Source organism: Streptosporangium subroseum (assembly GCF_900188345.1).
GTDB classification, from domain to species: Bacteria; Actinomycetota; Actinomycetes; order Streptosporangiales; family Streptosporangiaceae; genus Streptosporangium; species Streptosporangium subroseum.
On record NZ_FZOD01000015.1, the window covers coordinates 1 to 22,963 of the forward strand.

Annotated in this window: 21 protein-coding genes; 10 read left to right on the plus strand and 11 right to left on the minus strand. The window is 67.9% G+C overall.

Annotated features, from left to right (window positions below):
- Positions 1-32 precede the first annotated feature (32 nt).
- Both CHC08_RS52920 and CHC08_RS17150 read left to right on the plus strand, forming a co-directional pair.
- Positions 33-215, plus strand: coding sequence for a hypothetical protein (locus tag CHC08_RS52920; protein WP_420823572.1), 183 nt, complete (start codon positions 33-35; stop codon positions 213-215).
- A gap of 256 nt (positions 216-471) precedes the next feature.
- Entirely contained in the window at positions 472-1,320 is an 849-nt protein-coding gene (locus CHC08_RS17150) for an NAD-dependent epimerase/dehydratase family protein (protein ID WP_089208305.1), read from the plus strand.
- A gap of 762 nt (positions 1,321-2,082) precedes the next feature.
- On the opposite strand, the gene CHC08_RS17155 is transcribed toward CHC08_RS17150, so the two are convergent.
- Together CHC08_RS17155 and lgt are read right to left on the minus strand one after the other, a co-directional pair.
- Complete coding sequence (locus tag CHC08_RS17155; RefSeq protein ID WP_089208306.1) at positions 2,083-2,394, minus strand: hypothetical protein; 312 nt, start codon at positions 2,392-2,394, stop codon at positions 2,083-2,085.
- Between the two features lie 114 nt (positions 2,395-2,508).
- Entirely contained in the window at positions 2,509-3,465 is a 957-nt protein-coding gene (gene lgt / locus CHC08_RS17160; protein ID WP_338055680.1) for a prolipoprotein diacylglyceryl transferase, read from the minus strand.
- Positions 3,466-3,660: 195 nt separating this feature from the next.
- Here lgt and CHC08_RS17165 point away from each other — a divergent pair, with 195 nt between their 5' ends.
- The 4 genes from CHC08_RS17165 (at position 3,661) to efeO (ending at position 8,388) form a co-directional block, all read left to right on the plus strand.
- Positions 3,661-4,512 (plus strand): helix-turn-helix transcriptional regulator, encoded by an 852-nt coding sequence (locus CHC08_RS17165; RefSeq protein WP_089208308.1) that lies wholly within the window; start codon positions 3,661-3,663, stop codon positions 4,510-4,512.
- A 245-nt stretch (positions 4,513-4,757) separates the two neighbouring features.
- Positions 4,758-6,053 (plus strand): endonuclease Q family protein, encoded by a 1,296-nt coding sequence (locus tag CHC08_RS17170; RefSeq protein WP_245878376.1) that lies wholly within the window; start codon positions 4,758-4,760, stop codon positions 6,051-6,053.
- Positions 6,054-6,404: 351 nt separating this feature from the next.
- On the plus strand, positions 6,405-7,238 hold the full coding sequence (efeU, locus tag CHC08_RS17175) for an iron uptake transporter permease EfeU (RefSeq protein WP_089208407.1): 834 nt from the start codon (positions 6,405-6,407) through the stop codon (positions 7,236-7,238).
- A gap of 7 nt (positions 7,239-7,245) precedes the next feature.
- The gene (gene efeO / locus CHC08_RS17180; protein ID WP_089208309.1) at positions 7,246-8,388 is read left to right on the plus strand and encodes an iron uptake system protein EfeO; all 1,143 of its coding nucleotides are present in this window, start codon (positions 7,246-7,248) and stop codon (positions 8,386-8,388) included.
- A 277-nt stretch (positions 8,389-8,665) separates the two neighbouring features.
- Here the strand turns inward: efeO and CHC08_RS50715 are convergent, their stop codons facing one another.
- The 4 genes from CHC08_RS50715 to CHC08_RS17200 all read right to left on the minus strand — a co-directional run bounded on the left by CHC08_RS50715 (position 8,666) and on the right by CHC08_RS17200 (position 12,396).
- Entirely contained in the window at positions 8,666-8,836 is a 171-nt protein-coding gene (locus tag CHC08_RS50715) for an Imm49 family immunity protein (RefSeq protein WP_275937181.1), read from the minus strand.
- 448 nt (positions 8,837-9,284) lie between these two features.
- On the minus strand, positions 9,285-9,788 hold the full coding sequence (locus CHC08_RS17190) for a hypothetical protein (protein ID WP_218825345.1): 504 nt from the start codon (positions 9,786-9,788) through the stop codon (positions 9,285-9,287).
- A gap of 578 nt (positions 9,789-10,366) precedes the next feature.
- Positions 10,367-11,722, minus strand: a complete 1,356-nt coding sequence (locus CHC08_RS17195) for an NF041680 family putative transposase (RefSeq protein ID WP_218825346.1) — start codon at positions 11,720-11,722, stop codon at positions 10,367-10,369.
- A 119-nt stretch (positions 11,723-11,841) separates the two neighbouring features.
- A complete protein-coding gene (locus tag CHC08_RS17200; protein WP_179282082.1) occupies positions 11,842-12,396 on the minus strand; it encodes an RICIN domain-containing protein in 555 nt (184 codons plus the stop codon).
- 64 nt (positions 12,397-12,460) lie between these two features.
- Here CHC08_RS17200 and CHC08_RS17205 point away from each other — a divergent pair, with 64 nt between their 5' ends.
- Entirely contained in the window at positions 12,461-12,889 is a 429-nt protein-coding gene (locus CHC08_RS17205) for a hypothetical protein (protein WP_143653246.1), read from the plus strand.
- A 398-nt stretch (positions 12,890-13,287) separates the two neighbouring features.
- On the opposite strand, the gene CHC08_RS52925 is transcribed toward CHC08_RS17205, so the two are convergent.
- From CHC08_RS52925 to CHC08_RS17220, 4 genes are all read right to left on the minus strand, one after another.
- The gene (locus CHC08_RS52925; RefSeq protein WP_420823570.1) at positions 13,288-13,662 is read right to left on the minus strand and encodes a DUF7674 family protein; all 375 of its coding nucleotides are present in this window, start codon (positions 13,660-13,662) and stop codon (positions 13,288-13,290) included.
- On the minus strand, positions 13,659-15,563 hold the full coding sequence (locus tag CHC08_RS17210) for a polymorphic toxin-type HINT domain-containing protein (protein WP_089208313.1): 1,905 nt from the start codon (positions 15,561-15,563) through the stop codon (positions 13,659-13,661). Before CHC08_RS17210 ends, CHC08_RS52925 begins: the two co-directional genes overlap by 4 nt.
- Positions 15,485-17,179 (minus strand): RHS repeat domain-containing protein, encoded by a 1,695-nt coding sequence (locus CHC08_RS17215; RefSeq protein WP_179282083.1) that lies wholly within the window; start codon positions 17,177-17,179, stop codon positions 15,485-15,487. Before CHC08_RS17215 ends, CHC08_RS17210 begins: the two co-directional genes overlap by 79 nt.
- Positions 17,180-17,276: 97 nt before the next feature.
- A complete protein-coding gene (locus CHC08_RS17220) occupies positions 17,277-18,311 on the minus strand; it encodes a hypothetical protein (protein ID WP_089208315.1) in 1,035 nt (344 codons plus the stop codon).
- 213 nt (positions 18,312-18,524) lie between these two features.
- Between CHC08_RS17220 and CHC08_RS17225 the strand changes: the two genes are divergently transcribed.
- Together CHC08_RS17225 and CHC08_RS17230 are read left to right on the plus strand one after the other, a co-directional pair.
- A complete protein-coding gene (locus tag CHC08_RS17225; protein WP_089208316.1) occupies positions 18,525-19,760 on the plus strand; it encodes a sensor histidine kinase in 1,236 nt (411 codons plus the stop codon).
- Entirely contained in the window at positions 19,757-20,398 is a 642-nt protein-coding gene (locus tag CHC08_RS17230) for a response regulator (protein ID WP_089208317.1), read from the plus strand. The genes CHC08_RS17225 and CHC08_RS17230 overlap by 4 nt, the downstream gene beginning before the upstream one ends.
- A 402-nt stretch (positions 20,399-20,800) precedes the next feature.
- Here the strand turns inward: CHC08_RS17230 and CHC08_RS17235 are convergent, their stop codons facing one another.
- Positions 20,801-22,027, minus strand: a complete 1,227-nt coding sequence (locus CHC08_RS17235; protein ID WP_089208318.1) for an MFS transporter — start codon at positions 22,025-22,027, stop codon at positions 20,801-20,803.
- Positions 22,028-22,099: 72 nt separating this feature from the next.
- Here CHC08_RS17235 and CHC08_RS17240 point away from each other — a divergent pair, with 72 nt between their 5' ends.
- Positions 22,100-22,942, plus strand: coding sequence for a LysR family transcriptional regulator (locus CHC08_RS17240; RefSeq protein ID WP_089208319.1), 843 nt, complete (start codon positions 22,100-22,102; stop codon positions 22,940-22,942).
- Positions 22,943-22,963 lie beyond the last annotated feature (21 nt).

Sequence of the window (22,963 nt, forward strand, 5' to 3'; positions counted from 1 at the left end):
CGGTAATCCGGCTCACCCGGTTGCTGCATCGCTTGTTACCCAGCGAAGCCGAGGTCGCCGGGCTACTCGCACTCATGCTGCCCACCGACGCACACCAGGAAGCCCGCACCGACACCGACGCGACTCATACCTCTCGCCGACCAGCAACGCCATCCGTGGGACAAGACCGCGATCGCCGAAGGCCAGGGCATTCTCGCCAGTACCTGCCGCCATGACATCGGCGTGTGGACGGACAACGCGGACGCTATCGGGCCCAAGCACCATGGCCGGGCAGTTCTCGGTCACCGCGCTGCGTGGGCCGTCGGACGAGCCAGGCACTTGTTGGGCCTGGATGCCGACTGCGCCGGCTGGAAGCGTTGAGTTGAGCCGGCCGATGAGCGCCATCCGAAACGGCGCAGATCACAGCTGGCGTGACGTTTCAAGCAGGCGGGCCGGCCGTACATCAGTTGAAGCTTCGAAAAGGGGACTAGCGTGAACGTTTTGATCACTGGTGGCACCGGATACATCGGTGCTTTCGTCCTTCAGGTCCTTCGCTCGCGTGGACACCTGGTTCGTGCGGTCGTCCGCAGCGACGAGTCGGCGAAGGCGGTGACCGACGCCGGCGCCGAGGCGGTCGTCGGTGACGTGACCGACGTGGCGTGGCTGACCGGGCAGGTGCGCGGCGCGGACGGCGCGATCCACCTCGCCGCGCTCGGCCAGGACGGTGACGACGCGTTGATCGCTGCCGTGCTGGCGGCATTCGGGGGCACCGACAAGCCGTTCGTCTACACCGGCGGTATCTGGACCTGGGGCGACAATCCAGATATCACGGAGGAGAGCGATCAGATGTCCGCCGCTCTCACCGCATGGCGCGTTGAGCGGCAGCGGCGGGTTCTCGAGTCGGGCCTCAAGGCCTCGGTGATCTCGCCGTCGGTGGTGTACGGCCACGGCAAGGGCATTCCGGCCGGGATGTTCACTTACGGGCCTCGGAGCGAGGATGGAGCGTTGCGGCTCATCGGCTCTGGAGAACAGCGCTGGTCCACGGTCCACGTCGAGGATCTCGCGGAACTCTACGTCGACGTGTACGAACGCGCTCCCGGCGGGGAGCTCTACATCGCGGCCTCCGGCGTCAACCCCACCGTGCGGGAGATGGCACAGGCGGCGGTCGGCCCCGAGGGCACCCTGGCGCCGGAGTCCGCCGACGAGACCCGCGCACGATTGGGCGAACTGTTCGCCGACGCGCTCTTGCTCGATCAGCAGGCGCAGGGTACGCGGGCCAAGCAGCGGTTCGGGTGGAGCCCGAGCCGGCCCACCGTGCTCGAGGAACTGGCCGCGAACTGAACGCCACCGCTTTGTGGTCCGCGCCCACGCTTCGTAGCCGGTGGCCGTCGCCGGTGTAGGCCAGGGCGAGCACCTCGTGGACGTGCGCCTGGTAGGACTCCCCGATGGGGACCGGCCGGCCGGTCCCCACAGGCGTACCGCGCCGCTGGTCCCGCCCGTCGCCAGCAGCGTTCCTCCGGCGGTGAACGCCCGCGCGACGACGGTGTCGAACTCGGCGGGATCCGGCCACAAACGGCCCTGGGACGGGCCGCCGGAGGCGTTCCACAGATCGACGCCGAACTGGTGGAAGCCGGTGGCGACCCAGGATCCCGCGTACGCGATGGACCGGACGCCGTCGAGGCTGCCACCGAAGGGCTTGTCCACGACGGCGTCGTCGCGCAGGTCCACCAGGGCGCTGTTGAGACCCCCGATGACCAGGGCGCCGCCGTCGGGGCGGAAGGCCATGGCACGGTCGCCGTCACCGGGCAGGATGCGGAGCCGGGTCTGGCTCGCGACGTCCCACAACTCGGCGGGGCCCTCATCGGGCGAGGCTGCCGGCACCCGTCCATCGGGGCTGAACACCAGGCCGTCCACCGAGTCGCCGTCAGCCAGGCGGATGGTCCCGGCGGAGGCGCGGCGGCCGACGTCCCACAACGTCAGCCCGCCGGGAGTCGGCCGCGCCGGCCGCCAGCCATCGGCCGTCCGGGCTGAAGGCCAGCACGGACGAGACGGGTCCGCCGCGCAGCGGGCCGAGCGCCCGCCGGCGGTCGACGTCCCACAACGTCAGCCCGCCGTCGCCTTCGACGGCGGCGATCCGCGCGCCCGGCCGAACGCCGCCCCCTCCGCCGCCCGTGCCGCCTTCAGCGGCCGCAGGTCGTGCCCCAGGTCGAGGGTGACCACGGAGCCTCGCCCTGTCAGGTAGACGACCCGAGTGTGGTCGGGACTGAGTCGGGCCAGCGGCTTGTTCATGGTGTCGGCCAGCTTGTAGTAGAGGATGGGGGCGGTGCCAGACAGCTCCCATACGCCCAGGCTGGCCCGGTCGGAGGCGACCAGCATCGCGCCGTCCTCGCTGTAGCGCCTCCAGCGGGCAGTCATCCCCTCGACCTGCAGCCCGGGACGGAACCGGCCGGCGGCCAGGTCCCAGGTGATCGATCTCGGTCCCGAGGGCGGCGGCGCCAGCGATGAGATCGTGGCAGATGGTTGGTCGTGTCAGGTGCTCTCGATCGGATCGGAAGCCTGCCCGCCGTTCTCCTCGTGCGAGGCCTTGTGCTGTGAGACCGGCACCACGATCTGTTCGGTGCCCTTGTTACGAGTCACCCAGAGATAGACCAGCGCGCCGATGAACAGCACGATCGAGGTCCACTGGTTGATCCGCAGCCCCAGGAGCGTCACCGCGTGGTCCACTCCGCCCACCGGGTCGATCCGCAGCCCCTCGATCCAGAACCGCCCGAACGTGTAGCCGGCGACGTAGAGGGCGAACAGGCGGCCGTGGCGCAGCGTGAACCGCCTACCGGCCAGGATCAGTGCAAAACCGAGCGCCGCGTCCCACAACGACTCGTACAGGAACGTCGGGTGGTAGAGCACGCCTGGCTCACCGCCGTGCGCCTGGTCGATCTCCAGGCCCCACGGCAACGTGGTTGGACTGCCGTACAGCTCCTGGTTGAACCAGTTGCCCCAGCGGGCGATCGCCTGCCCGAACGCGATGCTGGGCGCGACCGTGTCGGCCACGGCGCCCAGAGACAGCCCCCGGCGACGGCAGGCCAGCCACATGCCCACGCCTCCCAGGGCAATCGCGCCCCAGATGCTGAGCCCGCCTTCCCAGATGAACAGCGCCCGGTAGGGCTCCTTGATCGCGCGCGGGCCGAAGTAGGTCTGCCAGTCGGTGATGACGTGGTAGAGGCGAGCGCCGATCAGGCCGAAGATCACTCCGGGGACCGCGATCTCGCTGATCGTGCCCTTCTCGCCGCCGCGAGCGCGCCAGCGGCGCTCGCTGAACCAGATGCCGAAGATGATCGCGACGACGAAGCACAATGCGTAGGCCCGAATCGGGATAAATCCGATATACCAGACCCCTTCGGAAGGGCTTGGAATCGAGGCAAGGGGCATGCCGGTGAGGCTAGTCAACATGAGGCCACTTGGCCGCCTTCGTGACCTGATCGCAAACATTCTCAGATGCGACGTCGACGCTCTTCCCGGCTTCGGTGGAAATCGGCCCTCATCTGGGTTGGGCACAGCCCCCCGTGACGTGGACTACCTATTACCACCGATGGAAGTCCGGCCCCCCGCTCACCGGTAGAGCCCCCGATCAAAGGTCGCCAGAACGACAGCGGTCCTGGGTCGAGAAGGGAATATACTGGACAAATGGAACGCCTCGTGGGACTAGGGGACTTCCTCCGCTCTCGCCGGGCCCGCATCAATCCTGAAGACGTCGGGATGGAGGGCGTAGGGCAAAGACGTGTTCCAGGGCTACGTCGCGAGGAGCTCGCACGACTCGCCGGCGTCAGCGTCGACTACTACACCCGGCTGGAGCAGGGCCGCAGCAAGAGCGCCTCTCCGGTAGTCCTCGACTCGATCGCCCGCGCGCTCCGGCTCAACCAGAGCGAGCGTGATCACCTGTTTACGCTGGCCAGTCCCATCATCAATCCCGTCCGTCACGCAGGTATCTGGCAACGGGTACCACCCGTGACCCACGAACTGCTCGATGCACTGGAGCACGCCGACATCCCGGCGTGCGTATTCAGCCATTGCCTGGACATCCTGGCCGCCAACCGGCCGTTCAATGCCCTGCACATGTGGCAGGACGACAGACCGGCGCGAGACAACAGCCTCCCGAGATTCTTCTTCCTGGACCCGAACTCACGCACGCTGTATCTCGACTGGGAGCACGTGGCGACCGACGTCACCGCCATGCTCCATTTTGCCCTCGGGCGTCATCCCGACGAGCCGAGGATCAACGAGCTGATCGGGGAGTTACTGGAAAACGAGGACTTCAGGAGAATATGGGCTTCTCAGCATGTATATGAGCGCGCCTCGGGAACGATTTCCTTTCACCATCCGATAGTCGGGGACTTCTCTACCAACTACCAGCTTCTGCGTCTCCCCGGAGACCTCGAGCAGTTCCTGTTCGTCTGCACCGCTGCACAGGGATCCCTGTCCGCCTCCGCCCTGGAACGGCTGGGCCGCATGGGCCAGAAGAGCTCATCCTTTCCATGACCAACGGTGGCGGACTCCGTGACCTCGTGTTCATAAATCGTCTTGATCGTGGAACACCTGGCCCTCAGCGCAGTGCGCGGGGCCTTCCGCTTCGTCGGCGGGACCTGTCCAGTTAAGGGTGTATCTCGGTTTTGATTGGTGGGAAGCCCGGCATGGCCGCGCGCTGGAGCGGCTGACATCCCGGATCGGCGCCACGGGTTGGGTTCAGGCGCTCTTCAGGGCTTTCGTGTTCGGCCTGTGACAAAATGTCACAGGTGCGCTTTCATACCGATCTGCACATGCACTCGAAATACTCCAGGGCCTGTAGCAAGAACAGCGACCTGGAGCATCTGACGTTGTGGGCGCGGCGCAAGGGCGTCACCGTGATGGGCACCGGCGACTTCACGCATCCGGCGTGGTTCGGCCGGCTCCGCGAGGCCCTCGTACCGGCGGAGCCCGGGTTGTTCCGGCTGCGCGCGGAGCTGGACGAGGACATCGCCCGCGAGCTGCCGCCCAGCGTGGCCGCCGCCCCGGTGCGGTTCATGCTGTCGGTGGAGGTCTCCACGGTCTACCGGCGTGCCGGGCGCACTCGCAAGATCCACCACCTGGTGTACCTGCCCGACTTCGACGCGGCGGAGGCGTTCAACCGCAGGCTCGCACAGGTCGGCGACCTGAGCTCGGACGGCCGGCCCATCCTCGGCCTGGACTCCCGCGATCTGCTGCAGATCACCCTGAACTGCGGCGACGGCGCCTACCTGGTGCCGGCGCACGTCTGGACGCCGTGGTTCGGCGTGTTCGGCTCCAAGTCCGGATTCGACACGATCGAGGAGTGCTACGGCGAGCTGGCCGACCACATCTTCGCGCTGGAGACCGGACTGTCCAGCGATCCCGAGATGAACTGGCGGGTCTCCGGCCTGGACGGCTACCGGATGGTGAGCTACTCCGACGCGCACTCGCCGCCCAGGATCGGCCGCGAGACGACGGTCTTCGACGTCGACCTCGACTATTTCGCGATCCTGCGCGCGCTGCGGACCGGCGCCGGGCACGAGGGGACGGTCGAGTTCTTCCCCGAGGAGGGCCGGTACCACCTGGACGGGCATCGCAAGTGCGGCATCCGGATGACCCCGGAGGAGACGCGCAGGCGCGACGGGATCTGCCCGGTGTGCGGCAAGCCGCTCACCGTGGGCGTACTGAGCCGGGTCGAGGAGCTGGCCGACCGTAAGAAGGGCGTACGGCCGGACGGCGCCGCCGGTTTCCGCAGCCTCGTCCCCCTCCCGGAGATCGTGGGCGAGGTCCTCGGCGTGGGACCGACGAGCAAGAAGGTGCTCGCGGAGGTCGACGAGCTCGTCGCCGCCCTGGGGCCGGAGCTGGCGATCCTGGAGGACGTTCCGGTCGACGACATCGCGATCCGCTCCCTGCCGCTGGCCGAGGCCATCCGCCGGCTGCGCCGCGGCGAGGTGGTCCGGGACCCCGGATACGACGGTGAGTACGGGGTGATCCGGCTCTTCGAGCCCGGTGAGGCGATCCCGGCGGACACGGCCGTCACCCCGCCGCTTTTCTAGGCTCGCCACCCTTGCAGGCCCGCCGCTTTTCTAGGCTCGCCACCCTTGCAGGCCCGCCGCTTTTCCGAGCCCACTGCCCTTGCAGGCCCACTGCCCTTGCAGGCCCACTGCCCTTGCAGGCCCACTGCCCTTGCAGGCCCACTGCTCTTGCGGGCCGGCCGTTCTCCAGTCCCGCTGTCACGCCGGCACGGATGACGATCACGCCCGGCCCGGCCCCTCACCAAGATCCCAGCTCAGGGGACGCCGCGTCATTTTTGACTCCACACACCCCGTGAAAGAAACTTGAGGTCCTATCAAGTAAGGTTTGCCTGCCCTAGTTTAGGCAAGCCTTCCATTGACCCTGGAGTGACGGTGTTCGCCAGTTACCTCATCGGCCTGCGCGAGGGACTCGAGGCCACCCTCGTGGTCTCCGTTCTCGTCGCGTTCCTGGTCAAAGGCGACCGCAAGGATCGCCTTCCCCTCGTGTGGGCCGGAGTGATCGCCGCGGTGGCGCTCTCCGTCGGGTTCGGTGCGCTGCTCACCTTCACCGCGGCTCACCTCGGGCACCAGCAGCAGGAGCTGTTCGACGCGATCACCTCGCTGCTCGCCACCGTCTTCGTCACCTGGATGATCTTCTGGATGCGCCGGGCCGCCCGCTCGCTCTCCGGCGAGCTGCGCACCAAGCTCAACGACGCGCTCCAGCTCGGCTCGACCGCCGTGGCCATCATGGCGTTCCTGGCCGTGGTCCGCGAGGGCCTGGAGACCTCACTGCTGTTCTTCGCCTCCGTACAGGGCGCGACCACGAGTGCCACCCCGCTGATCGGCATCAGCCTGGGCATCCTCACCTCGATCGTGCTCGGCTGGGGCATCTACAAGAGCGCCATGAAGATCAATCTCACCACGTTCTTCACCTGGACGGGACTGCTGCTGATCTTGGTCGCCGCCGGCATCTTCAAGTACGGCGTGCACGACCTGCAGGAGGCCAACATCCTGCCGGGCCTCTCCACCCAGGCGTTCGACATCAGCGCCGTCCTCCCCCCCGACTCCTGGTGGGGCGCCCTGGTCGCCGGAATGTTCAACATCACCCCGCAGCCGAGCGTGCTGGAGACCATCGCCTGGATCGTCTACGCGGTGCCCACGCTGATTCTCTTCCTCCGCCCGCAGTCCAAGCGCCCGGCGCCCGCCGTCACCACCCCTGCTCAATAGGAGAACCATGCGTACGTCCATCACTCTCGTCGCCGTCGGGCTGGCCCTGGCCGCGCTGTCCGCCTGCTCGAGCGAACCCCAGCAGGCGGGCACCGCGGCGAGCCCCGGCCCCGCCAAGGACAGCAAGATCGCCGTTGCGGCGAACGACACCGAGTGCAAGGTCGCGGTCAGCGAGGTGAACGCCGGCACCTCCACGTTCGCCATCACCAACGCCGGTTCCAAGGTCACCGAGTTCTACGTCTACGCGCCGGGTGACCGCGTGATGGGCGAGGTGGAGAACATCGTGCCCGGCCTGACCCGCGACGTCATCGTCGAGCTGCCGGCCGGCACCTACGAGGCCGCCTGCAAGCCGGGCATGATCGGCAATGGCATCCGCAACCCGCTGACGGTCAGCGGTGAGCACACGCCGCTGACCGATGACGCCAAGCTGGCGGACGCCACCGCGAGCTACAAGCGCTACATCAAGTCGCAGAGCGACACGCTGCTGGTCAAGACCCAGGAGTTCGTCGACGCCGTCAAGGCCGGCGACATCGACAAGGCCAAGGCCCTCTTCCCGGTCGCGCGCACCTACTGGGAGCGCATCGAGCCCGTCGCGGAGATCTTCGGCGACCTCGACCCGGCCATCGACGCGCGCGAGGCCGACCTTGAGGAGGGTCAGGAGTGGACCGGCTACCACAAGATCGAAAAGGATCTGTGGATCAAGAAGGACGTCTCCAAGGACGGTCCGATCGCCGACAAGCTCATGACCGACGTCAAGACCATCGTGGACAAGTCCAACACCGCGGAGCTCTCCCCCGTCCAGCTGGCCAACGGCGCCAAGGAGCTGCTCGACGAGGTGGCCACCGGGAAGATCACCGGTGAGGAGGACACCTGGTCGCACACCGACCTGTGGGACTTCGACGCCAACCTGCAGGGATCCAAGGCCGCCGTCCAGTCGCTGCGCCCGGTGCTGGAGGAGCGCGCCCCCGACCTGGTCAAGACGCTCGACGAGAAGTTCACCGCCGCCGAGGACGCGCTGGGCGCGCACCAGAAGGGCGATGGCTGGCAGCTGCACAACGAACTGTCCAAGGACGAGCTGAAGAAGCTGTCCGACGCGATCAACGCGCTGGCCGAGCCGATCAGCAAGATCGCCGCCGTCGTCGTGAAATAAGCCGCGAGGCCCGCGCCCGCCGTACGGGCGGAGCGCGGGCAGCGTAAACGGCTGCCGGCCCAGCGGAATCGCTGACATCGGCGTGGGCGTTTCCCGCACGCGCGGGAGAACCGGCGGTCACCATCGACACCACTCGGCACCGCGAGCAGTCGTCTGAACAGCAGGTTGTACGGCGCGATCGCCCGGAGCAGCCGGTGGGGCACCGACGAGCCCCATCCCCCTCGCCTGGTTCACCGTGCCCGGGCGAGGCCGGCAGCCGCGGGCCACCACGTCGGCGTCAGCCGCCGACCTGCGGGGCGCCCTCCGGGACATGCAGCAGGCCTTCCGGTAGATAGCCGGATCTGATGCCCGGCTCCCACCCGTGCACCCGGACAGCCAGTGCGGCGAGAGCGATCATGCCGATCGGCAACAGACTTCGGGGGCCGCGCCGGCTGGTGCGCTTTCGCAGTGCTGAACGAGACGACCGGCCAGGGCCCGTTCGAAGGCCGGCTGCTCATCCTCCTGGAGCATACGGAGCAGCTGCTGATCCGGCGGGGAGCGCACCGAGGGCATCCAAACGCCGAACCGCCTCAACGTGTTCTTCGGCATCCGGCTTGCGCAGTGTCACAGAGGGCCGTTCTCGGGGCACGTGCCCGCATGCCTTGGTCAGGTAGACGCACAACGCATCCATCTCCGCGAGACCCTCCGGATCCGAGCGCGACTCCAGCGGCGAGTACGGCACCCCGTCGCGGCCCGCCCACTTCACCACACGCGCCACCATGCCGACATCATCAGTCCCACCAAAAGATCACGAAAGGCGATCAGCCAAACACGCCAGAACTGACGCCCGTCAGCGGGTCCATCGGCCGCTTCACCTGTAGTCGCGGATCCGGCGGGGTGCGTTGGTACTGGCGACGTCAAGACCACTCTGGGCCGTCGAAGGGGTATTCGCCCGGGCGCCACACCATCCAGTCCGCACGATCGGTGAATCCCATGAGCAATGCGATCTCCGGCCCTTCCACCTGGGAGGGCTCCGGTTTGACCACCACCGAACCAAGCCCGAAGTCGACAACAAGTCCCGTATCAGTGTCCTCCGTCGCTGCCAGGACGGCATGCCCGATCAAGGCGCACAGTGTGTCCCTGTACCCCGGATCACCCATCAACCGGACCGTGGAATCCACGGCGATCTGTGGCCAGCTGAACAGAGAGAGCTTCGGCCCGTCGAAGTCCAACTGGACGTAGTCGCGGATGAAGATCACAGACGACATCTCTTCGCCGATCAGGGCTGACAACAGGGAGTCGGTCACGACGAGGTCTCCACGTGCTAATAGATGGCAGGGCAGATGGAAGTCATTCGGACCGGCGACTCCAAGGTGGCCGATGCCGGCGAGCGTGAGATGAACCTCTTCATCAGTGCGCAATGGACACGGTAATCCGGCCTCGCCTGGTCATTGCACCAAGCGAGGCGTTGATCAGGTGGGGAGGTTAGAGGCGCTTCCAGCACCATCGGCAGTTGCTGTATGCCGAGCGCTTGTATCTGCGGTCAGTGATCTTCGCATACCGTACTTGGTGTGAGCCGCCTTCGGACAGTACGCACCCGGGGTGACGATCGACACATGAGGCCGTCGCGGTGATAGCTGCACGCGGCCGTCGAGCTCCCGCGGACGCCGACGCCGCGGCAACGGTAGAAGCGTGGACCGGGCCGACTACGGCCAGTGCGACCCAGGGCGGCGGAGACGAGCAGGCGTTTGAGCAAGGAGCGCTCCCGAATGCTGGACCGCCCACTCCGCGCTGAGCATCCTCATCGCCGGACTGGAGACCGCCGCCGGGCTCACCGTTCTGACCTCCGCGCTGTTCGGTTTCGGACCGTCTCAGCGAGCACGTCTTCCGTCTCCTGCGCTGGATCGCCGACTGGCTCGAACCCCTGAGCACCCCCGTAGGTAGAAGGGCCCGGCCACCCCGACTCTTCTAAGCTTCGCTTTTAACCCGGTGGCGGATGTCAGGCCGTCCGGCTGGTCGTTTTGATGGCCAAGTGGCGGGGAGCAGGTCCGCGGGTGGTGCCGCGTGGGCGACCCGGGGAGTGCCCGCAGGGTTGTGGCGCGCTGGCGGGAGTGCCTAGCACCGCGTGAACGGAGCGAAATGCGCGCCGCACCCGTCCGGGCGTTAATCGGTTGGCGGGTAGCGGTTTTTCCCAGGGCAGGCGCAGCTGGGTGTAGGCGGCGAGGATGAGCCAGGTCCATCGATCGGCCTGTTCGGGAGTGCGAGGCCGGGGCAGCGTCCAGTTCAGGGTCTGCTTGCAAAAGCGGAAGGTGTGCTCCAGGTCGAACCGCCGCACATAAGAGCGCCACAGCAGATCCAGGTCCACGGGGCAACCGGTGGGGCCGTGCCACCACAGCCACAAAGTGGCGGGCTTGCGGGTGCGGCCGGGGAGCGCGGTGACGGTGAGCCGGACCACGGTGCCGGCCACGATCGGGCGCGGACCGCGACTGCCGTGCCCGTCATGCTGCTGGGTTTTGGCATGCAGCCCGCTCCAGGCGTGCACGGTCACGGTGCCGTACTGCGTATCTGTCGTGGTGAGAGCGGCCGTTGGGGTCGGCCACGTGCTCGAGTCGGCGCAGGCGAACTTCCTACCGTGTCGGCGCGGTCGGCCCAGGGCGCCCACCTCGGCGGGCGGCGGATCGGCGTAGAAGCAGCGATCGGAACGGATCCGCACCAGCAGTTGCGCCGGCGTGGCCGCCAGGGCAAGGGCCAGCCGGACCGGGTCGTAGCCGCCGTCGAAAACAAACAGCGAGAGCCGCCCGCTGGCATCGGGCAGGCGCGGCAGCAGCTGGAGGATCTGGGCGGCCGCGGCATCGTTGATGTTCGTGCCCGGCAGCAGGCGCACCGCATCGAGTGGAGCAGTCCAGGAGTTGGTCGTCAGCTCCAGGCCGGCTAACCAGGAGAACGCCCACCCGGCGATGATCGGTTTGCCCGCTGAGTGCCGTGTGGGGTGGTAGTAGAACCCGCGACTGGGTGAGCATTCGGCGTCGCTGCGCGCCCAGCAGCTGACGTCGATGGCGAACACCGCAGGCCGCTGAGCCAACTGTCTGGCCAGCAGATTCCGCAGGATGCCGGTGTTGATCTGCCCTTTGGCCAGTGCGGCATACACGCTGCCGTGTCCGCGGCGATACAGCGGATCCAGCGACAGGTGCGGCAACGAGACCACCGGCCCGGCGGCCAGCACGGCATCGGTGAGCTCGAACAGCGCATCCGAGCGACGGGTGAAGCAGCCCATCAGCTCCTGCCGGAACACCGCCAGGCAGGCCAGCCCTTGGCGAGATGGGTTCGGTAGGAGCACACTCGAAACGACGGCCACCACACACCTCCGGGCACTTGGTCGTACTCGGAGCATCGCGCGGTGGCCGTTCCACGTCGAGAACCACCCGCCACCGGGTTAAAAGCGAAGCTTAGGCAGTTGTTACCGAAGCGTCCCCGTCACACCATGTACCACCACTCATCGGCGAATTCGTCGCAGTAGCTTTGCCCGACGCGTGTACCGTTCGCCGTTCCCTTTGCGGTGAGACAGAAGCGGCTATTCCGATTGATCAACCGGACGTAGGGCTGGTACTCGTCGTAATCGATGAACCAATGCTGGTCAGCATAGTTAGCGCATGCAGACTGGACGGCATCATCGAAATATCCCCGCGCGACCAGGCACTTCCCGCTGTTGACGTTTCGGATCCTCCAGTATTGACGAGATACCTCTAATCCTACATACTCGAACGTCCATTTTTCGTCGGCATAATCAGTGCAGTTATACTGCACGGCGGGGGCGTCGTTGGCCGTGCCTTGGATGAGCAGGCATTTCAGGCTGTTCAGGTTCTGGAGCCGAGAAGTCGCGGCAGCGAACGCTCCTGCGGATAGCTGCTGCTTCGCGTCGGTGGCGGTTGGAGCTGTGCTCTCCGCTACTGCAGCGGCACCGTTAGTTGTGATGAGACTCAGGGCGACAGCAATCGCGGCCGCGCCGCGTTTCACTGAAGTCGTGCTCACGATGAATTTCTCCTTGTCGAACGACGTTAAATCGGTACGCCCTTGTTCGTGTCACTTTGGGCACATGATCGACGGTGTCATTGATGATCCACACAGTCAATATGTCAAAATGAGGAACTTTTCCCTTGTTACGGCAGCCCACACTGTGCTGGCGGTCCCCGGCATCACCAAGACGCCGATGCTGAAAAAGACGACGAGCGGGGGAATCGAGAGCCTGAACCAGATGCCCGCCGCCGGCCGCGAACGATACCGGGACGTGCTGGATCACTACGCGACGATGAGCGCGAACTCGCACAACGCGCGTTTCCTGGTGAGCGCCGAACAGGTCGCCGTCAAGCTCCATCGCATCGTCGACAGGCCGAGACCACGGTTCAAATACCACCTGGCACCCGACGCCTGGCTCGTCGACAGGCTCGTGACCCGGCTGCTGCCCTGGCGGCTGCGGGCAGCAGTCAACGCGCGTGCCTACCGGCTGAGCGCCCATCCGAGATGACGGCCGGACACCGACCTGGGCCGACGCGATCGCGAACCGCGCCGGCGACCAGGGCGGCGGAGACGAGCAGGCGTTTGAGTAAGGAGCGCTCCCCAAGGTGAAGTGACAGGGCGCCTGTGAGACGACCGAGTTGCTGGCCCGGTTGCCCGCTCTCCCGCGTTCCCTTGGAGCTCCTGGTTCGCCCCGCGCTCCGGGCTCTTCACGCCGTCTGGCCACTACTCCCCGGATAAGTGCCATTATCCGGGGAGTATGAGTAGTATCTCCCCGGATAACAGCGATCCGGGCTCGGAGCTAGCGCCGGAAAAACTCCCCGGATAAGAATGATGGGCGCCGGAGGTGGCCGCAGCGGCCGATGGCAGCGTCTTCGGTGGGGCTACTGGGATCCTCTTGAAATTCTCTCAGGACGCGCTTTCGGAACTCGGACCCCTAGCTATCGCTAATTCTTCTCGGAGGACTGGGCCCAACTGCTCAATTATTCCCGCACCAGGCTCTCCCGGATACGGAAGAGACGACAGAAACGAGGCCGATATCACGCCTTGAGCATATTCATCGACAACGCCAAAGGCGCTCTCAATGAACTCAATCGCAGTACGCCAGTCGAGGGGAGGTGACAACTCTCCTTGATACGCAGAGACGATAGATTGCGTAAAATCCCAGAACAGCACATGCGGAAGAATCTCTCCATTGTCCTGAAGATGCTCCGCGTACAATTCGCGCAGCTCAGGAACTCTGAGGACAAGCTCGTCAACGAGCCATCCAGTTGAGAGTGTCACCCAGTACCGTCCATGTATCGACCTCTGAGAGAGTCTTGCAACGACCTCTGCAGCGTGCGAGCAACAAGCATGTCGTGTTTGCTTGCATCCGGGTTTTTATTCATCCAGTTCGCCAAGGCGCGGATCGCTTCCTCTGCCTTCTTGACGTGACCTCGCCCTTGTACCAGGCTTCCACCGCTCAGCTCATGCTGCGCAGCGCTCATGGTGGTTCCGTCGCCGATGAGATTAGGATTACCAGTCCCCTTATAAAGGTAGTTGGCGAGGTTCTGAAGTTTACTATCCGACACCTGAGGTGTCGGCAAGACTCCACACGGTCCGTTTGAATTATGGACCAAAACAGGTGTGGTACCCGCCAGCACATAGTACGTGTGAATGTCAGCAACTGTGAGGTTGTGAACACATTGGTGGCCGGTGGTCCACTTCGCGATCCCCACGACCTGGAGCCGGTCACCGGCGCTGGTCTGCAACCATGCCCCGGACTGGAGTTTGGTGGCCTGTACCCAGGCACGCTGATCGTTGACCCAGAAGGGGTGCTGGTCGGTGGCAATGATGACGTCGGTGGCGGTGCCCCGATCACCGTCGGTGTCGACGGTGATCTGCACGAGGTTCTTGGCGCCATGGCTGGTGATTAGTGCGATGACGGGTTTCGCCGTCGTGGTGCCCGTCTTGGGGTCGGTGGCGATGACATTGTCGCCGACCTTGACCTGTTCGATGGGTTTTTCGGTGCCGTCGGCCATCGCCACCTTGGTGCCGGGGATGAAGCTGTTCGGTCGCGTACAGGCCGCGAAGGCCTTTTGTGCGGTTTCCCGGGCCTTTTCGGCGACCTTGAGTTTGTCTTTGGTCGCGATCCAGTTCTTGAAGGCGCCGATGGCGTCGCCCGCGTGTTTCCAGAGTTTCTGGCCGACCTCGTAGGCTTTCTTCCACTTCCAGGGAAGGGCGTACTTGGTGGCTAGTTTTCCGGCGAGGCCGCCGGCGAGTGAGCCGAGGACGTTGAGCGCCGTTTCGCCGCACGCGCCGAGGTTGCCGGTGGTGAAGCACTGGATGCCGGCGGTGATGCCGAGTTCGTCGGCGGCGATTTTGGCCAGGGCCAAGATCGCGTTGAGTATCAGCTTGAACTGCCGGTCGACTTCGACCTTCAGAGCGGCGGCGTTGGCCTCGGCCAGATTCTTGCGCTGGAGCTTGCAGGCCTTGCTACTGGGTTTGACACACGGGTCTGCCTTGCCGGCATCTGGTGCGGGGCGAAGGCCGGTGGGATCGGAGGCCCCGATTGGGTTGTTGCCGCCGTAGCTGTAGGGGTTGAGCCATTGCGGTTTGTCGAGGCTGAGTAGCGGGTCGGTGGAGACGAACTTGGCGATGGAGGGGTCGTAGTAGCGGGCCGAGAGATAGTTCAGGCCGGTGGAGTCATCTTCGATCTTGCCGAGGAAGCCGCGGTCGGTGAAGGGCAGGTCATCGGAGCCGCGACGCTTGCCGTAGGGCAGGTAGCGTTCACGGGCGACTTGGCCGGTGGCGTCGTCGACGGCCAGCTGGGTGGAGCCGTGCAAGCCGGAGGCCAGCCACTTGATGCCGGCGGTGGTGCGCAGCGCGACGGCGGAGCCGTCCGGGCCGGTGTAGTAGCGAGTGGCCTTGACCGTGCCGGCGGACAGCTCCAGCTCCATCGCGCCCAGGTAGAGGGTGGCGGTGCCGTCGGGTTCGCGGCGGATCAGCCGTTCGCCGTCGGCGTCGTAGACCATGGAGGTTTCCTGGCCGTCGATGATGGCTTTGTCCATCTGGCCGAGCGGGTTCCAGGTGAAGGTGCCCTGCTTGCCGCCGACGGTGCGGGCCGTCAGCTGACCGGCGTTGTCGTAGCCGTAGGTGTCGGTGCCGCCGGTGCGGGTGATGGCGGTGACCGCGTTGGGCCGCACCGCCGCCGCGCCCGGAGCGGGTAGGTGTAAGTGGCGGTGGCTGTGCCGTCGGTCAGGTTGGTGAGGTTGCCGACTGCGTCGTAGGTGTAGCTGTGGTTGTAGGGGTCGATGCCCCCGGTGGCGGGCCCGGTCGCACAGGAGGAGGCGGTGGTGGTGAACGCCGCGCTCAGCCGAGTCAGGCCGTCGTAGGTGAAGCACTCGGACTGACCCGGGGTGGTGCCGGGGATGGCGGAGGCGGCGTCCAGGATCCGGGTGATATCACCGGCGCTGTTGTAGGTGACCTGGTCGTCCTGGGCGATCTGCGGGGTGGCGGTGTCGGCCTTGGCGGTGGTGGTCAGCCGCGACAGCCAACCGGTCACCGTGTCCCAGGTGAAAGATCGCTTCACCTGGGCGTTCGCGCCGTAGTGCCGCTCCGACAGCCGTGCGGTCTGGGAGTAGAGAGTGTCCTTGACGTAGGTGGCGCCGCCGCCGTAATTCGAGGTCAGCGCCTTGGGCAGGCCAAGATCGGTGTAGGACAGCGCGAGCGTTTCGGCCGCCAGGCCGCCAGCGGCGGGCATGGCCTGTTCGATGGGGTTGCCGGCCCGGTCGTAGGCGGCGGTGAAGGCGTAGTCGCCGGCTAGAGCGCCTTCGGCGGTGGGGATGGTGAGCTTGGTACCAGTCGGTCGGTAGGAGTCGTCGTAGCCGGTGACGGTGTCGGTATAGGCGTTGACGCCGACGTAGCGGGTGGCTGACGTCGGCTGGCCCTTTGCCAGGGTGTCGTAGGTCCATTCGGCGGCCTTGGTGCCGGTGCTCACCTCGCCGACCCACTGGGCGGTGCGTCGGCCGAGGTCATCGTAGCTGTAGGAGATCTTCGAGCCGTTGCCGTCAATGCCCCACAAGGCCCGGCCCATCGCGTCATAGCCGTTGGTCGAGGTGCCCGCGTCGGGGTCGGTGGTCGCGGTGCGGCGGTCCAGCCAGTCATAGGTGAAGGTGCGGACGTTGCCACTGGCGTCGGTGACCTTGGCCAGCTGTCCTGACACGTTGTATCCGTAGGCGGTGTCGTGGTGGACGACCGTGTCCTTCCACTCCTCGGTCTTCACCGTCCGCCCGGCCGCATCCATCACGGTGGCGGTCTTGCCGCCGACCGGCGGGGTGACCTCGACGCGGTCGGCGCCCGGGTAGGCGGTGGTGGTGCGGCGCAGTTCGGCAGCCAGGCTGCGCTCGATCACCGCGGTCGGCCGCTGCAAGGTGTCATACAGCGTTTCGGTCCACTGCGGCAGGGTCGCCAGCACAGGGTTGAGTAATCCGCTGCCCGGCGCGCCAGCGTTGTAGGCCGGCTGAGTGGCGGCCCGGGTCAGCCCCCGGCCGTCATAGACGGTAGCGGCAACGATCCGCCCGCCCGCCGGGGAAGCTACCTGAGTTTCCCTTGTCCGGCCGAGACCGTCGTCGTAAGAGTAACTGGTCACATACTTCGCGCTCGTTCCGGTGCCCGACAACAACTTGCGCATCGTCGTCTTGGCCGCTGCGCTGGCCGAGACGTCGTAGGCAACGGTCGCGGTCGGGGTGCCACCACTGCGCGGCTCGCCTGGACCCCACAAGGCGGTGGTCCGGCCCAGCGCGTCGTAGTCGATTTCCAACCGTTTGTTGAGCCCAGGGAAAGGACGGTCCGGCCTGGTCAAACCGTAGTAAAGCATAGCGGCGGCGAGCTTCGGCGTGGTCCTGCGGGACGCGGGGTCAGCAACCGGAGCAGGTCGCCCGCCTGCGCCGATGGTAGGCCAGCGTGGCCAGGCCCAGCCCGATTCCCCACGGTAGCCACAGCAGGCCGGGCGCGCCGCTGCCAGTGATGGGCAGGCCGTCAAAAATGAACAGCCGGTAAATCACCAGTCCGGCCGCGATGACGGCGACGGTCACGACCGTGGCGGGGACCACGGCCAGTGCCACGGGCACGCGCCGGCCGCCCAGGTAGGGCACCCATCCCGGCAGGACCGTGCCCCAGCGCATGGACAGCCCGAGCGTGAGCAGCGCACCGCCCACGGCCGACAGCGGCAGGCTGTACTCGACCAGCGGTCCGATCCCCTTCGCGGCCATGTCGGCCGCCAGGCCCCGGACGAACTGCTGGTCCACGCCCAGCGGGATGCCGAGGTTCCACGCTGCCCGCTGCACCGCGTACGGCAGCGGCGCCACCACCGCCACCGCGGTCGCCCAGCGGCCGATCCGGGCCCAGCGCGCCGCCGTACCCGGTTCGGCGCGTGTCCGGTCGCACCGCGGGCAGCGCGGGTCGCGCAGCAGTGATGCCGCCGTACCGGCGAGCAGCGCGCCGCCGAGGGCGCACAGCAGCTGGTTCGTCAACGGCCAGTCCACCAGGGCGTGTCCGTGCAGCCCGTAAGCCATGTTCTGGAGCACCCGGACGTCGGGGATCGCCAGCAGTAGCGGTGCCGCCACCACGAGGAGCACCACGGCCGCCGCCCGGTGCGGGATCCACCGCGCCCACGGCGACCGCCCGGCCAGCGCGGCGACCAGACCGGCCGCGCAACCGAAGGCGATGACCACGCCGGCCGTTCGCGGCTCGGCGGTGGCCAGCAGGTTTCCCATCTCCATGCCCTTGGGGTCGCCGGCGCCGAAGGGGAACCCGGCACCGCCGGACGCCCAGTACACGGCGAGGGCACCGTAGCCCAGGCACCACAGGGCGGCCGCGTAGGGGACCAGCCCCCACAGCCGCTCCACCATGCGGCCGCCGTACCGCGCGGTCACCACCTCGGCCGCGGTCATCGACGTCCTCCGAACCGAGTGCCGCGCGGATCGCCGGGACGGCACGCCCCGTTCCGCGGTGCGGGCGGATTCGAATGGGTCATCTCTCCTCCTGGAGTCTGGCGCCGCCCCTGTGAGCGGCACGCAGTCTGGAGACTCGCAGCCGCCCCGGCGGTCCCGATATCTGCCGATCGGCAGACGCGGAGCGCGCCCGGCCCGCTCTATGGTGGGTTCGTGCTGAGAAGTACGGTCACCGCCGAGCCGGAGCGAGGGGGCGTCGAACGCCTCGCCGCACGCGTGCTCCTGACCGCCGCCCCACTGGTTGCCGCCCTCGCCCTGGCCGGGGCGCTGCACCCCGGCACAAGCCCGCTCCTGGCAGTGCCCGCCGCGCTGACGCTCGGCACGCTGGGAGTGCTGGTCGCGGGGTGGCCCCGTACCCGGCGGGTCCTCGGCATGGCCGTCGGCATCGTCTGCCTCATCTCGCTCGCCTGCATCACCGTGTGGTTCACCCACCCGCCGCTGGGCCCCGGCGCCTCGTGGTCGCTGCTGCACACCGCGGCGCTGATGGCCTTGGTCGCGCTGGCGTGCCGGTGGTCACCGGTCCGGGAGGCCGTCGCCGCGGGCACGCTGACCGTGCTCGCCTCGGCGGCGCTCGGCCTCCCGGTCACCGGCCCGCCGCGGGGAATCTGGTGGGAGCCCATCGCGATCTGCGCGTTCTGGTCGCTGCCCGCGCTCGTGGGCGCCGCGGCCGGCGGTTACCTGCGCTGGCTGGACGCCCGCAGGGTCCAGGCGGTACAGCAGGCCCGCCGGGCGCAGCGCGTCCAGCTCGCCACCGACCTGCACGACTTCGTGGCTCATGACGTCAGCGCCATGGTCGTCCAGGCCCAGGCCGCCCAGGTGCTGCTTCGCGGCGATACCGACGAGGCCGCGAGGGTGCTGCGGCGGATCGAGTCGGACGGCACCCGCGCACTCGCCTCGATGGACCGGACGATCCGGATGTTGCGCGAGCTGGAGTACGGCGCGGGCACCGGCCCTACGACGTCGCCCGGCGCCACCGAGCTGCCCGAGCTGATCGCGCGCTACGCGGGCAGCGGCGCGGGCCCGATCGAACTGGACATGGCCTCGGGGCTGGACCGGGCGCTGCATCAGGAGGCGAGCACGACCGTGTACCGCGTGGTGGTCGAGGCGCTTACGAACGTACGTCGGCACGCCCGCCCCGGCACCGCGGTCGCCGTCGAACTGGCCGAGTCCGCAGAAGGCGGCGTCGTTCTCACGGTCACCGACCAGGCGGGCGACACCGGCCAGGCACCACGCGACCTCACGGGCCGGCGCCACGGCGGAGTGGGGCTGGCCGGCCTGGCCGAGCGGATCGAGGCGCTCGGCGGCGTCTTCACCGCCCAGCCCATGCCTCCGGCGGGCTGGCAGGTCCGCGCCGAGCTTCCCGGCGCTCTCGTGGAGCCGGTGCCGTGACCATCCGGGTACTCATCGCCGACGACCAGGAGCAGGTCAGGTCCGGGTTCCGCACCATTCTCGGCACCGCGCCGGACATCGAGGTGGTCGGCCAGGCCGCCGACGGCGCCGAGGCCCTGGATCTGACCAGGCGGTTCCGGCCCGACGTGGTGATCGCCGACATCCGGATGCCGCGGATGGACGGGCTGGAACTGACCCGGATCCTCTGCTCCCCGGGCGCGCAGGTCGGCGCGCGCGTGGTGGTGGTCACCACCTACGACCTGGACGCCTACGTGCACACCGCGCTGCGCCATGGTGCCTGCGGCTTCCTGCTCAAGCACTCGGGTGCTGGGCTGCTGATCGAGGCGGTGCGCGCCGCGATGGCCGGCGACGCCCTGATCAGCCCGTCAGTGACGGTACGGCTGCTGCGTGAGCTGTCCGGCCGACACGAGGAGCCGGGGCGGGCGCAGCCGCTGACCGACCGGGAGCTGGACATCGTCGCACTGGTCGCCGACGGCCGGACCAACGCGGAGATCGGCGCGGAGCTGTACATCACCGCCGGAACCGTCAAGACCCATCTGGCCCACATCCAGCGCAAGCTCGGCGCGCGCAACCGGGTCGGCATCGCCGCGTGGGCTTGGGAGACCGGCTACCGGTAACTCGGGCACTGACCGGCCGAAGCTCCACCTTCCCCCGCTCCCAGCCGGCCCTGGCACCTACCGCCTGCGCTACCACCTTCGGGGGATGGACGAGGAACGCTGTGCCCCCGACGACCACTACTTGCAAATTTGGCCCGCTCCCACCCAAGGGCCCGCCGTCTTGAAAGCGACCTCCACAAGCATGCGTGAGATCCTCAAAGCTTGAGATCGACCGACCCGCCCCACGGGATGCGGGCATGGTCGGTCGCGTGTTCCTCCAGCAGCCACCCGTCGAAGTTCTCCAGACCGCGTGGATGGGGAACGCGCGAGCCGGTCGCACCGCGCGGACAGACCCGATGGCTTCGCCGGGCTTCAGCCACGGACCGGACGCCGGGACAGGCAAGGTTTCAACCCGGGCTGACGTCATGGGGTCGGCGCGACGGCGTCGCAGGGCTCGCGTGCCTGCGACGAGGGCGATGGAGACGGCGCGGCGGCGGGTGACCGGCGCGAGAGCAGGTATCCCGTCAGTGCGGCGAGCAGGCCGGCCAGGCCGGCCGCCGCGAAGCCGCCCGCCGGCACGGACGCGTCGATCGCCACTCCCACGACCGGGGCACCGAGCGCGAACCCCGCGCTCGCCGCCGAGGCCTGCAGGCCGGTCGCCTCGCCTCGCACGCCGGCCGGCGTCAGCCGGCTCACCGCGTCGGAGACCGTGGAAAGGGTCGGTGCGGTGAGCAGCCCGGCGCCGATGACGGCCACACACAGCCAGCGCCAGTCATGGGCGAGTCCGGCCGGAATCGTCACCAGCCCGAGCAGGCCGAGCAGCAGCCAGGTGGGCATCGGCCGGGTCAGCGCCCCGTACACCAGGCCGCCCACGACGGACGTCACCCCGAACACGGCGATGACCACGGCCGCCCACGAGACCTGGCCGACTTCTCGAAGGGTGGCGACGATGGCCAGGTCAACGCCGCTGAGCAGCATCGCGACGCCGAACCCCATCGTCAGAACGGCGACCATGCGCGATCCCAGCCACTCCCGGCGCCGGGGCCGGCCCGCCGCCTCGCCGTCCGCCTCGTCCTCGGACCGCAGCGGCGGGTTGAGCAGGGCGATCCCTGCCCCGCCGACGACGATCGCGGCGCCCACTCCCCATGCCACCACGCCGGGGGACACCTTCGCCGCGCACAGGATCACCACCGCCGGCCCCACCATGTACGACAGCTCGCCCGCCACCGACTCCAGCGCGAACGCCGCCCGCCGCTGGCCTGCCGTCGTCATCGCGGCGATCGCCTGCCTGGTGACCGATTGGATCGGCACCATCAGCAGACCGGCGGCGAAGGAGGCGCCCAGCAAGATCACGTACGGCAGCGCCGGCACGGTCAGCCAGAACACGAGCTGCGACACGACCGTGGCCAGCAGCACGGTACGCAGGCCCCGCCGGTCGATCATCCGGCCCAGCAGCGGCCCGCCCAGCGCGACACCGGCGGTGAGCGCCGCCACCACGGCTCCCGCCGCCGCGTAACTCATCTCGAGGGCGATGACGACGTACATCGTCAACGCCATCGCGTCCGCCGTGATCGCGGTACGAGCGAGCAGTGAAATGCCCAGCAACGGCGTCATCCCCGGCACCGCGAGCACCTGTCGAAATCTGGTCATTGTTTTGACGCTAGGTCAACCGGAGCGCCATAGGAAGTCGCCAATTTGTTGGACCAGGCATAATGAATACTTATGGCACACGACCTCGAGACCGCGTTGCTGCGGTCGTTCGTCACCGCCGTGCGGGCGGGCAGCATCAGCCGGGCGGCGGCGACGCTCGGCCGCACCCAGCCCGCGCTCAGCCAGCAGTTGCGCAAGCTCGAGAAGGCCGTCGGCAGCCCGTTGCTGCACCGGGCGCCGTCCGGCGTCTCGCCGACCCGGGCGGGCGAGGAGCTGCTGCCCTACGCCGAGCGCATTCTCGCGCTGTCGGCGCAGGCACTCTCCGAAACGGGACGTGCGCTCACCGGGCATTGCGGGGTGGGACTCCTCGAAGATCTCGCCGCTTCCCGCCTTTCTCAGGCACTCGCCGACCTCGCGCGGCTGCACCCCGACGCGACGCTGGAGGTGCTCAGTCTTTCCAGCGCGGCGATGCGGGAGGCCTACGACACGGGCCGCGTCCAACTCGTGCTCGACGAGGTCTCGGACCTTCCCTGGCCGCCGCGCTGGACGGTGCGGCTGCCGCTGGTCTGGGCGGTCGGGCAGGGTGTCGCCACCGACGCCGATCCGCTGCCGGTGGTGCTGTTCTCGAACACGTGCGCCTGGCGAACGTCGGTGCTGGAGGCGATGGAGGGCACGGGGCGCCGCTGGCGGGTGGCGTTCGAAAGCAACAGCCTCGCCGGAGTGCTCGCCGCGCTACGGGCCGGGCTCGGAGTCGCGGCGCTCCTGCCCGCCAACCTCGAGCCGGCCATGGCCTGCCACGACGCGGCCGCGTTGCCCACTCTGCCGGATGTCGAACTCGGCCTTGCCCGCCACCCCGGTACCGAAGGCGACGCGCTCATCGACGCTGTGGAGACCGCCCTGCGGCGGATGATCTGAGCCGCACACCTGACGACCCGA

Bases quoted from the DNA above. Each gene is read 5' to 3' on its own strand.
- CHC08_RS17155 (WP_089208306.1), bottom strand. From the start codon at position 2,394: ATGACTGCCCGCTGGAGGCGCTACAGCGAGGACGGCGCGATGCTGGTC.
- lgt (WP_338055680.1), bottom strand. From the start codon at position 3,465: ATGTTTGCGATCAGGTCACGAAGGCGGCCAAGTGGCCTCATGTTGACT.
- CHC08_RS17165 (WP_089208308.1), top strand. From the start codon at position 3,661: ATGGAACGCCTCGTGGGACTAGGGGACTTCCTCCGCTCTCGCCGGGCC.
- CHC08_RS17170 (WP_245878376.1), top strand. From the start codon at position 4,758: ATGTCACAGGTGCGCTTTCATACCGATCTGCACATGCACTCGAAATAC.
- efeO (WP_089208309.1), top strand. From the start codon at position 7,246: ATGCGTACGTCCATCACTCTCGTCGCCGTCGGGCTGGCCCTGGCCGCG.
- CHC08_RS17205 (WP_143653246.1), top strand. From the start codon at position 12,461: ATGATCGACGGTGTCATTGATGATCCACACAGTCAATATGTCAAAATG.
- CHC08_RS17220 (WP_089208315.1), bottom strand. From the start codon at position 18,311: ATGACCGCGGCCGAGGTGGTGACCGCGCGGTACGGCGGCCGCATGGTG.
- CHC08_RS17235 (WP_089208318.1), bottom strand. From the start codon at position 22,027: ATGACCAGATTTCGACAGGTGCTCGCGGTGCCGGGGATGACGCCGTTG.
- CHC08_RS17240 (WP_089208319.1), top strand. From the start codon at position 22,100: ATGGCACACGACCTCGAGACCGCGTTGCTGCGGTCGTTCGTCACCGCC.